The 8,396-nt window shown below is 72.9% G+C and carries 8 protein-coding genes; 6 read left to right on the top strand and 2 right to left on the bottom strand.

Translation table 11 applies throughout. From position 1 onward, the window contains the following. Both ACWCYO_RS26610 and rpsD read left to right on the top strand, forming a co-directional pair. Nucleotides 1-374, top strand: a 374-nt coding sequence (locus ACWCYO_RS26610) for an AAA family ATPase (RefSeq protein WP_449785601.1), incomplete at its 5' end; no start/stop codon positions are given. A 311-nt stretch (nucleotides 375-685) separates the two neighbouring features. Beyond that, complete coding sequence (gene rpsD / locus ACWCYO_RS26605; protein WP_270148363.1) at nucleotides 686-1,300, top strand: 30S ribosomal protein S4; 615 nt, start codon at nucleotides 686-688, stop codon at nucleotides 1,298-1,300. A 78-nt stretch (nucleotides 1,301-1,378) separates the two neighbouring features. Here the strand turns inward: rpsD and ACWCYO_RS26600 are convergent, their stop codons facing one another. Together ACWCYO_RS26600 and ACWCYO_RS26595 are read right to left on the bottom strand one after the other, a co-directional pair. Continuing rightward, nucleotides 1,379-1,699: a tetratricopeptide repeat protein gene (locus ACWCYO_RS26600; protein ID WP_449785600.1), complete on the bottom strand. Its 321-nt coding sequence runs from the start codon at nucleotides 1,697-1,699 to the stop codon at nucleotides 1,379-1,381. 48 nt (nucleotides 1,700-1,747) lie between these two features. Further along, on the bottom strand, nucleotides 1,748-3,967 hold the full coding sequence (locus ACWCYO_RS26595) for an ATP-binding protein (RefSeq protein ID WP_449785599.1): 2,220 nt from the start codon (nucleotides 3,965-3,967) through the stop codon (nucleotides 1,748-1,750). A 219-nt stretch (nucleotides 3,968-4,186) separates the two neighbouring features. On the opposite strand from ACWCYO_RS26595, the gene ACWCYO_RS26590 reads away from it, so the two are divergent. From ACWCYO_RS26590 to ruvX, 4 genes are read left to right on the top strand one after another with little or no spacing between them, the layout of a single operon-like run. Continuing rightward, nucleotides 4,187-4,666, top strand: coding sequence for a DUF948 domain-containing protein (locus ACWCYO_RS26590; RefSeq protein ID WP_270148368.1), 480 nt, complete (start codon nucleotides 4,187-4,189; stop codon nucleotides 4,664-4,666). Between the two features lie 4 nt (nucleotides 4,667-4,670). After that, nucleotides 4,671-5,150 (top strand): DUF6167 family protein, encoded by a 480-nt coding sequence (locus ACWCYO_RS26585; RefSeq protein ID WP_270148369.1) that lies wholly within the window; start codon nucleotides 4,671-4,673, stop codon nucleotides 5,148-5,150. Beyond that, the gene (gene alaS, locus ACWCYO_RS26580) at nucleotides 5,150-7,819 is read left to right on the top strand and encodes an alanine--tRNA ligase (RefSeq protein WP_270148370.1); all 2,670 of its coding nucleotides are present in this window, start codon (nucleotides 5,150-5,152) and stop codon (nucleotides 7,817-7,819) included. The genes ACWCYO_RS26585 and alaS overlap by 1 nt, the downstream gene beginning before the upstream one ends. After that, the gene (gene ruvX / locus ACWCYO_RS26575) at nucleotides 7,819-8,301 is read left to right on the top strand and encodes a Holliday junction resolvase RuvX (RefSeq protein WP_270148371.1); all 483 of its coding nucleotides are present in this window, start codon (nucleotides 7,819-7,821) and stop codon (nucleotides 8,299-8,301) included. Before alaS ends, ruvX begins: the two co-directional genes overlap by 1 nt. Nucleotides 8,302-8,396 lie beyond the last annotated feature (95 nt).

Here is an 8,396-nt window from a genome sequence, read left to right as displayed (position 1 = left end):
TTCCCCACCCGCCGCTCTCCCGAGCGCCCCCCCGGGCGATCGACGCGGCCCGGGCGGACGTCCGCCAGGGCCTGGCCGGTGCCGTCCCACCGCACCTGCGGGACGCCCACTACGGCGGGGCGGGCAAGCTCGGCCACGGCCGGGGCTACCAGTACCCGCACGACCTGCCGGAGGGCATCGCGGCCCAGCAGTACGCGCCGGACTCGGTGCACGGTCGGGAGTACTACCAGCCGAACCGGCGCGGCGGCGAGGTCCGGTACGCGGACACCGTGGAGTGGACGCGTGGGCGGCTGCGGGGGGAGCGCAGGGCGGAGCAGAAGGCCGAGAAGAAGGCCGAGAAGAAGGCCGGGCAGCCCGGGGAAAACGGCGAGTGATCCGCGGGTATACTCGATCGGAGTGCCAAGTCCCGGGACGGCGGCGGGGGAGACCCCACCGACCGGCCGCACCAGCGGGACACCGGCCGTAGGCCTCCCCCGGGAGGCCCGCACCAGGAGCGTCGCGCACCGTTTCGGTGTCGCGGACGGCCCGGTTTCCGGGCCCTTCGTGTGACCAGCACTTCTCGTGCCCGGCTCCGGAGAGCGGCTGATCCCTTCGCGCAGGCGTCGGGGTTTTCTCCGGGTCGCGACATGCGACCTCCGTCAACACCTGGTGAAAGCCGTATTCGTAAGCAAGGAAGGTTTGGTTCATGGCGAACCAGAAGCGTCCCAAGGTCAAGATCGCGCGTGCGCTCGGCGTGCCGCTGACCCCGAAGTCCGTCAAGTACTTCGAGGCCCGCCCGTACCCGCCCGGCCAGCACGGCCGTGGCCGCAAGCAGAACTCGGACTACAAGGTCCGTCTGCTCGAGAAGCAGCGTCTTCGCGCCCAGTACGACCTGAGCGAGAAGCAGCTGTCGCGCGCGTTCGACCGCGCGAAGAAGGCCGAGGGCAAGACCGGTGAGGCGCTCGTCGCCGAGCTGGAGACCCGTCTGGACTCGCTGGTGCTGCGTTCGGGCATCGCCCGCACCATCTACCAGGCCCGCCAGATGGTCGTCCACGGCCACATCGAGGTCAACGGCGGCAAGGTCAACAAGCCGTCGTTCCAGATGAAGCCGGGCTACGTGGTCACCGTCCGCGAGCGCAGCAAGGAGAAGGTCCCCTTCCAGGTCGCCCGTGAGGGTGGCTACGCGGGTGAGGGCCAGACCCCGAAGTACCTCGAGGTCAACCTGAAGGCCCTGGCCTTCCGCCTGGACCGTGCGCCGCAGCGCAAGGAAGTCCCGGTGATCTGTGACGAGCAGCTGGTCGTCGAGTACTACTCGCGCTGACCCGAGCTCGGTTCCGCAGACCGCGAAACCACAGCGAGCCCCCGTCGCCCCTCGAGGCGGCGGGGGCTCGCTGCTTGCCTATCGGAGGTCCGAGCCGGTCATCGCGGCGGCCAGCCGCAGGTGCGGGCGGGCCTCCTCGGCGCGGCCCTGGCGCTCCAGGGTGCGGCCGAGCATCAGCCGGGCGTAGTCCTCGGCCGGGTCGAGGTCGAGGATCCGGCGCAGCTCGGCCTCGGCGCGGCCGAGCTGGGCGGAGTGGAAGTAGCTGCGGGCCAGCAGCAGCCGGACGGAGAGGTTGGCCGGCTCCTCGGCCAGCACGCCCTCGAGCATGCGGGCGGCGTCGGTGTACGCCTTGGACTCGAAGTAGAAGTTCGCGAGGCGGTACTCGTCGTGGATGGCCATGGTGTTCCTTCCGGGCGGATCCTTGCCTCCTCAAACAATCCGCAAGCTTCAGCTGTTCCGGACCGGGGCCGGCGCCGGCGCGGGCGGCACCGGGCAGGGGCCGGGGCCGGCCTCCGGGCCGTCCGAGGAGCCCCCGTCGCCGAGCGCCCGGCCCACCGCCGCGTCCAGGTCCAGCCGGCCGCCCGCCCGGTAGCAGTCCTCGTACTCCTGCTCGGAGAGCCCGGCCCGGGCCCGCTCGGCGCACTCCTGGTGGGTGCCGAAGAAGGAGCGCGAGCCCAGGAACGGATTGCCGACCGTGCGCCAGATCCGGTGCGCCGCGCCCTGCAGCACCCGGGCCTCGCGCAGGTCCGCCGGTTCGCCCGGTCCGGCCGGCTCGGTCTCCAGCAGCGCCAGCAGGTCGATCCCCAGCACGATGCCGAGCAGATCGTGGAAGTGGTGGTTGAGCCGGACGCACTCGCGGGCCAGGGCGCGGGCCGACTGGACGGCGCCGTCCAGGTAGTGCGAGTACGCCGTCGCGTACAGCACGTAGGCGTACGCCCACTGCTCGCCGTGTTCCTCGCACACCTCGCGGGCCTGCCCGAACCAGAGCTCGCCGCTGTCCCGGTCGCCCTGGAAGAGGTAGGCGAGGCCCAGCTCGATCATGGCCATCACCACGTTGCTGTTGAGCTCGCCGATGGTCCGGTAGTGCCAGAGCGCCTCCTCGAACAGCTCGGCGGCGCGCTCCGGGTCGTCGCCGATCAGGGCGGCGCAGCCCTGGCGGTGGACGGCGTAGGCGAGGGCGCGGTCGTCGCCGGTGTCCAGGGCCTGGCGGCGGCACTCCTCCAGCGCGGGCCGGGCGGTGCCGAGGTCGCCCTGCAGGGTGGCCATGTAGCCGGTCACCCACAGGGCCTTGGCCCGGGCCTCGGTGGGTTCGCGGCCCAGGGCGAGCGCGCGGTCCAGCCAGTGCCGGCCCTCGCCGAGGTGTCCGCAGCCGACCCAGTAGAACCAGAGGGTGCCGGCCAGCAGCAGGGCGATCTGCTCCTCGCCGGGCTCGGCCAGGCAGAACTCCAGCGCGGCGCGCAGGTTGGCGTGGTCGAGCCGGGTGCGCTCGGCGGTCTCGGGCTGTCGGGGGCCAAACCACTCGACCTCGCCCCAGGTGGCGACGCCCAGGTACCAGTCCCGGTGGCGGCGCAGCAGCCGCGGCTCCGCGCCGGCGGCGCGCAGCCAGTGGCCGCCGTACTCGCGCAGGGTGTCCAGCAGCCGGAAACGGACGCCGAAGGCGCTCTCCTCGCGCAGCACCACGGACTTGGCGACGAGTTCGTCGAGCAGGTCGAGCACGTCCTCGGGCTCGATGCCCTCGCCGGCGCAGACGTACTCGGCGGCCTCCAGGCCGAAACTGCCGGCGAAGACCGACAGGCGGGCCCAGAGTAAACGTTCCTGCGCCGTGCAGAGCTCATGGCTCCAGCCGATCGTGGTGCGCATCGTCTGGTGTCTCGGCAGGGCCGTCCGGGAGCCGCCGACGAGCAGCCGGAAGCGGTCGTCCAGCCGGGTCGTGATCTGCTCCACGGACAGCGCCCGCAGCCGCCCGGCGGCCAGCTCCACGGCCAGCGGGATGCCGTCCAGCCGGTGGCAGAGCAGCCCGACCGCCGCCGCGTTCGCCTCGGTCACCTCGAAGGACGGCACCACGGCCCGCGCCCGGTCGGCGAACAGCCGCACCGCGTCCGGCAGCACGCCCGGGCCCACCCGCTGGCCCGGCAGCGGGCCGACCGGCAACGGGGCCAGCGTCAGCAGGTGCTCGCCCGAGGCGCGCAGGGCGGCGCGGCTGGTGGCCAGCACCCGCAGTCCGGGCAGCGCGCGCAGCAGCGCGTCGGTCAGCTCGGCGCAGGCCTCCACCAGGTGCTCGCAGCCGTCCAGCACCAGCAGCAGGCGCCGCCCCGCCAGGTGCTCGGCCAGGACGTCCAGCGGCGGCCGGGCGGTGCCGTCGGTCAGCCGCAGGGCCTCCAGCACGGCGTGACCGAGCAGCAGCGGGTCCTGCACCGGAGCCACGTCCACCAGCCAGGTGCCGTCCGGGAAGGCCCCGGCCGCCCGGGCCGCTGCCCGCAGCGCGAGTCGGCTCTTGCCCACCCCGCCCGGCCCGGTCACCGTCACCAGCCGGGCGGCGGCGAGCAGGCCCGCCAGCTCGGCGAGTTCCGGCCGACGCCCGACGAAGCCGGTCACCTCGGCCGGCAGCCGGCCCGGCTCCGGCTCGCCCGGCCACCCCGCGGGCTGTGCTGTCCAGTCGCCGGCCAAGCCCTGCTCCCCGTCGTTCCGTGCCCGGACCGCGGCGGCCCGGACGTGCGTCGGGCCGTACGGCCGACGGCCCGCTTGGCAGAACGAGGTGACCGACCGGTAGGTTACGCGCGCGGTTCGCACACCCGGGCGAGGCCGCGGCCGTGACCCGGTCCGGAAACCGGGCGTGGGCGCGATAGGGTTCCGTCTGTAACCAGCAAGGCGAGGGAGCGCGCAGAAGTGTCCGTGGGAGAGCTGGCCGGATTGCTCGTCGCCGTGTTCTGGGCGGTCCTGGTCACCCTGCTCGCGGTGGTGCTGGTCCGACTCTCCCGGGTGCTGAAGGAGGCCGCCGTCCTGGTCTCCGCGGTCACCGAGCAGGCCGTACCCCTGCTGACCGAGGCGGGCGCCGCAGTGCGCAGCGCCAACGAGCAGCTGGACCGGGTGGACGAGATCACCGCCAACGTGCAGGACGCCGCCGCCAACGCGAAGGCGCTGTCCTCCACCGCCGCCGCCACCCTGGGCGGACCGCTGATGAAGGTCGCCGCCTTCAGCTACGGCGTCCGCAAGGCCGTCGCCAAGCAGCAGGGCGCCCTGCCGAACGTGCCGCTGCAGGCCGGCGAGCGCGACGAGCTGGCGCGGCTGATCCGGGCCGAGGTGCGCGCCGCGACCGCGCCCAGGAACGGCCTGCTCTCCCGGGTCCGGCGAGCGGTGAGGGGCTGACGGCATGGCACGGATCTTCTGGATGGCGGTCGGCGCCGGCGCCGCCGTGTGGGCCATGAACAAGGCCAACGGCGCGGTGCAGCGACTCACCCCGGACAGCCTCTCCGGCACCGCCGCGCGCGGCGCGCTGCACCTGGGCGACCTGGCCAAGCAGTTCGCCCAGGACGTGCGCTCCGGCATGGCCGAGCGCGAGGAGCAGCTGAAGGACGACCTCGGCCTGCACGGCACCGCCGTGGTGGAGCCCCGGAGCACCCGCCGTCCCCACCCGTCGCCCGCCACCACCCTTCTTGGGAAACGCTCCGCGTTGCCCCCCACACGCGAGCCGCAGTACCGAGCTATCTCGGCGGCGCCCGGTCGCCCGGCCGCCGCCCTGCCTCCCGCCCGCGCCCTGCCCGACGGTGGGGGCCGAACCATCCCGCAGACCATTGAAGAAACGCCCCGCCGAGCCCTGCCGCGGAGCGGAACGAACCGGAAGGACCACTAATGGAGTCGGCTGAGATCCGCCGCCGCTGGCTGCGCTTCTTCGAGGAGCGCGGCCACACCGTCGTTCCGTCGGCGTCCCTGGTCGCCGACGACCCCACCCTGCTGCTCGTCAACGCCGGCATGGTGCCGTTCAAGCCCTACTTCCTGGGCGAGGTCAAGCCGCAGTTCTCGCGCGCCACCAGCGTCCAGAAGTGCGTGCGCACCCTGGACATCGAGGAGGTCGGGAAGACCACCCGGCACGGCTCCTTCTTCCAGATGTGCGGCAACTTCTCCTTCGGTGACTACTTCAAGGAAGGAGCCATCAAGTTCGCCTGGGAGCTGCTCACCACTCCCGTCGCGGAGGGTGGCTACGGCCTGGAGAAGGAGAAGCTCTGGATCACCGTCTACAAGGACGACGACGAGGCCGAGCAGATCTGGCGCGACGTCATCGGCGTGCCGGCCGAGCGCATCCAGCGCCTCGGCATGAAGGACAACTTCTGGTCGATGGGCGTGCCCGGCCCGTGCGGCCCGTGCTCGGAGATCAACTACGACCGCGGCCCCGCCTACGGCGAGGAGGGCGGCCCGGCCGTCAACGGCGAGCGCTACCTGGAGATCTGGAACCTGGTCTTCATGCAGTACGAGCGCGGCCACGGCGACGGCAAGGACGGCTTCGAGATCCTCGGCGACCTGCCGAGCAAGAACATCGACACCGGTCTCGGCCTCGAGCGCCTCGCCGCCATCCTGCAGGGCGTCGACAACCTCTTCGAGATCGACACCAGCCGGATGATCCTCGACCGCGCCGCCGAGCTCACCGGCCACACCTACGGCGCCGACCACAAGTCGGACGTCTCGCTGCGCGTGGTCACCGACCACATCCGCACCGCGCTGATGCTGGTCGGCGACGGCGTCACCCCCGGCAACGAGGGCCGCGGCTACGTGCTGCGCCGCATCCTGCGCCGCGCCATCCGCAACATGCGCCTGCTGGGCGCCACCGAGCCGGTGGCCAAGGAGCTCACCGACATCGCCATCAAGGCGATGGCCCCGCAGTACCCGGAGCTGGAGACCGACCGCAAGCGCATCGAGACGGTCATCGTCGCCGAGGAGTCGGCCTTCCTGCAGACCCTGAAGGCGGGCACCAACCTGCTGGACGCCGCGGTCACCGACACCAAGCAGTCCGGCGGCGTGGTGCTCTCCGGCGAGCAGGCGTTCAAGCTGCACGACACCTACGGCTTCCCGATCGACCTCACCCTGGAGATGGCCGAGGAGCAGGGCCTCCAGGTGGACGAGGCCGGCTTCCGCCGCCTGATGCAGGAGCAGCGGGACCGCGCCAAGGCGGACGCCAAGGCCAAGAAGATGGGCCACGCCGACGTCGCCGCGTACCGCGAGGTCGCCGACAAGTCCGGCGCGAGCGTCTTCACCGGTTACACCCTGACCGAGGGCGAGGCCACCGTGGTCGGCCTGCTGGTGGACGGCGTTCCGTCGCCGGCCGCCTCCGAGGGCGACGAGGTCGAGCTCATCCTCGACCGCACCCCGTTCTACGCCGAGGGCGGCGGCCAGCTCGCCGACCACGGCCGGATCCGGCTGGAGTCCGGCGCGGTGGTGGAGATCCGCGACGTGCAGCAGCCCGTCCCGGGCGTCATCGTGCACTCCGGCGGCGTGCTGTTCGGCGAGGTCGTGCTCGGCGCCTCGGCGTACGCCACGATCGACACCGAGCGCCGCCGGGCGATCGCCCGCGCCCACTCGGCCACCCACCTGACCCACCAGGCGCTGCGCGACGCGCTCGGCCCGACGGCCGCCCAGGCCGGCTCCGAGAACGCCCCGGGCCGCTTCCGCTTCGACTTCGGCTCGCCCGCCGCCGTTCCGGGCAGCGTGCTGGTGGACGTCGAGCAGAAGATCAACGACGTGCTGGGCCGCGAGCTCGACGTCACCGCCGAGGTCATGACGATGGACCAGGCCCGCAAGGCCGGCGCCATCGCGATGTTCGGCGAGAAGTACGGCGACGAGGTGCGGGTCGTCACCATCGGCGACTTCTCCAAGGAGCTGTGCGGTGGCACCCACGTCGGCAACACCGCCCAGCTGGGCCTGGTGAAGCTGCTCGGCGAGTCCTCGATCGGCTCCGGCGTGCGCCGGGTGGAGGCGCTGGTCGGCGTCGACGCGTACAAGTTCCTGGCCCGCGAGCACACCGTGGTGGCCCAGCTGACCGAGCTGGTCAAGGGCCGCCCGGAGGAGCTGCCGGAGAAGATCTCGGGCATGCTCACCAAGCTCAAGGACGCCGAGAAGGAGATCGAGCGCTTCCGCGCCGAGAAGGTGCTGGCCGCCGCGGCGGGCCTGGCCGACTCGGCCGAGGACGTGCACGGCATCGCCGTGGTCGCCGCGCAGGTCGCCGACGGCGTGGGTGCGGACGAGCTGCGCAAGCTGGTCCTGGACGTGCGCGGCCGGCTGGGCTCGCGCCCGGCCGTGGTCGCCGCGTTCGCCGTGGCGAACGACCGCCCGCTGACCGTGATCGCCACCAATGAGGACGCCCGCGGCCGCGGCATCAAGGCCGGTGAGCTGGTCCGCACCGCCGCCAAGACCCTCGGCGGCGGCGGTGGCGGCAAGGACGACGTCGCCCAGGGCGGCGGCTCCAACCCGGCCGCGGTCGGCGAGGCCATCGCCGCGGTGCGCGGCCTGGTCGCGGAGCGCGCCTCCTGATGACCGAACCGGAGCCGAAGCCCTTCCGGCGTGGCCGGCGGATCGCCGTCGACGTCGGCGACGCCCGGATCGGGGTCGCGTCCTGCGACCCCGACGGGGTGCTCGCCACGCCGGTGGAGACCGTCCCGGCCGGGGTGAAGTCGCAGGCCCGGATCGCCGCGATCGTCGAGGAGTACGACGCGATCGAGGTGATCGTCGGGCTGCCGCGCTCGCTCAGCGGCAAGGAGGGCCCGGCGGCGGAGAAGGTCCGGGCGTACGCGGCGCGGCTGGCCAACCGGCTCTACCCGGTGCCGGTGCGGCTGGTGGACGAGCGGATGTCGACCGTCACCGCGACCCACGGGCTGCGCGCCTCGGGGGTCAAGGCGAAGAAGGGCCGCTCGGTGGTCGACCAGGCCGCCGCGGTGGTGATCCTGCAGACCGCCCTTGAGTCCGAACGGGTGAGCGGACGCCCACCCGGTGAGAGCGTCGAGGCGGTCGGCTGACCGGCCTGCTCTAACGTCCCGATGAGGGGTCCGTGCGGACGCGTTCGCACGGACCCCTTTTCGCTCGCTCCGGTGTCCGTTTCGGATTGATCTGG

Source organism: Kitasatospora sp. NPDC001683 (genome assembly GCF_053596495.1).
This window is presented reverse-complemented; position numbering and strand designations above follow the sequence as displayed.